The organism is Streptomyces minutiscleroticus (genome assembly GCF_014650875.1).
Taxonomy (GTDB): Bacteria; Actinomycetota; Actinomycetes; order Streptomycetales; family Streptomycetaceae; genus Streptomyces; species Streptomyces minutiscleroticus.
Map to the genome: position 1 here is coordinate 1,381 of NZ_BMVU01000155.1, position 1,723 is coordinate 3,103.

1 protein-coding gene is annotated in these 1,723 nt (G+C 67.2%); it reads left to right on the top strand.

All coding sequences use genetic code 11. The features are described from left to right. Positions 1 to 36 precede the first annotated feature (36 nt). On the top strand, positions 37 to 1,723 hold a 1,687-nt coding region (treS, locus tag IE271_RS40470), incomplete at its 3' end, for a maltose alpha-D-glucosyltransferase (protein ID WP_190195418.1).

The window sequence follows — 1,723 nt, forward strand, 5'->3', positions numbered from 1 at the left end:
CTTGTCTTCGCAGTCGACCGGAGGGCCCACCACCACATGACCGTCAACGAACCCGTCCCGGACACCTTCGAAGACACCCCCGCCAAGGACCGCGACCCGGAGTGGTTCAAACGCGCCGTCTTCTACGAGGTCCTCGTCCGCTCCTTCCAGGACAGCAACGGCGACGGCATCGGCGATCTCAAGGGCCTGACCGCCAAACTCGACTACCTGCAGTGGCTCGGCGTCGACTGCCTCTGGCTGCCACCGTTCTTCAACTCCCCGCTGCGCGACGGCGGCTACGACGTCTCCGACTACACCGCCGTGCTGCCCGAGTTCGGCGACCTCGCCGACTTCGTGGAGTTCGTCGACGCCGCCCACCAGCGCGGCATGCGCGTCATCATCGACTTCGTCATGAACCACACCAGCGACCAGCACCCGTGGTTCCAGGCCTCCCGCAACGACCCCGACGGCCCCTACGGCGACTACTACGTCTGGGCCGACGACGACAAGCAGTACGCCGACGCCCGCATCATCTTCGTCGACACCGAGGCCTCCAACTGGACCTTCGACCCGGTCCGCAAGCAGTACTACTGGCACCGCTTCTTCTCCCACCAGCCCGACCTCAACTACGAGAACCCGGCCGTCCAGGAGGAGATCCTGGCCGCCCTGCGCTTCTGGCTGGACCTGGGCATCGACGGCTTCCGCCTCGACGCCGTGCCCTACCTCTACCAGCAGGAGGGCACCAACTGCGAGAACCTCCCGGCCACCCACGCCTTCCTCAAGCGGGTGCGGACCGAGATCGACACGCACTACCCCGACACCGTCCTGCTCGCCGAGGCCAACCAGTGGCCCGAGGACGTCGTGGACTACTTCGGCGACTACGCGGTCGGCGGCGACGAGTGCCACATGGCCTTCCACTTCCCGGTCATGCCCCGCATCTTCATGGCCGTGCGCCGCGAGTCGCGCTACCCGGTCTCGGAGATCCTGGCCAAGACCCCCTCGATCCCGTCCAACTGCCAGTGGGGCATCTTCCTGCGCAACCACGACGAGCTGACCCTGGAGATGGTCACCGACGAGGAGCGCGACTACATGTGGGCGGAGTACGCCAAGGACCCCCGCATGCGCGCCAACATCGGCATCCGGCGGCGCCTGGCCCCCCTGCTGGACAACGACCGCAACCAGATCGAACTGTTCACCGCGCTGCTGCTGTCCCTGCCCGGCAGCCCGATCCTGTACTACGGCGACGAGATCGGCATGGGCGACAACATCTGGCTCGGCGACCGCGACGCCGTGCGCACCCCCATGCAGTGGACCCCCGACCGCAACGCCGGCTTCTCCTCCTGCGACCCCGGCCGGCTGTTCCTGCCCACCATCATGGACCCCGTCTACGGCTACCAGGTCACCAACGTCGAGGCGTCGATGTCCTCGCCCTCGTCGCTGCTGCACTGGACCCGCCGCATGATCGAGATCCGCAAGCAGAACCTCGCCTTCGGCCTCGGCTCCTACACCGAACTGCCCTCCTCCAACCCCGCCGTCCTGGCCTTCCTGCGCGAACACAAGGACGACCTGGTGCTGTGCGTGCACAACTTCTCCCGCTTCGCCCAGCCCACCGAACTCGACCTGCAGACCTTCGCCGGACGCCACCCCGTCGAACTCATCGGCGGCGTCCGCTTCCCCGCCATCGGCGAACTCCCCTACCTGCTCACCCTCGCCGGCCACGGCTTCTACTGGTTCCGCCTCCGCA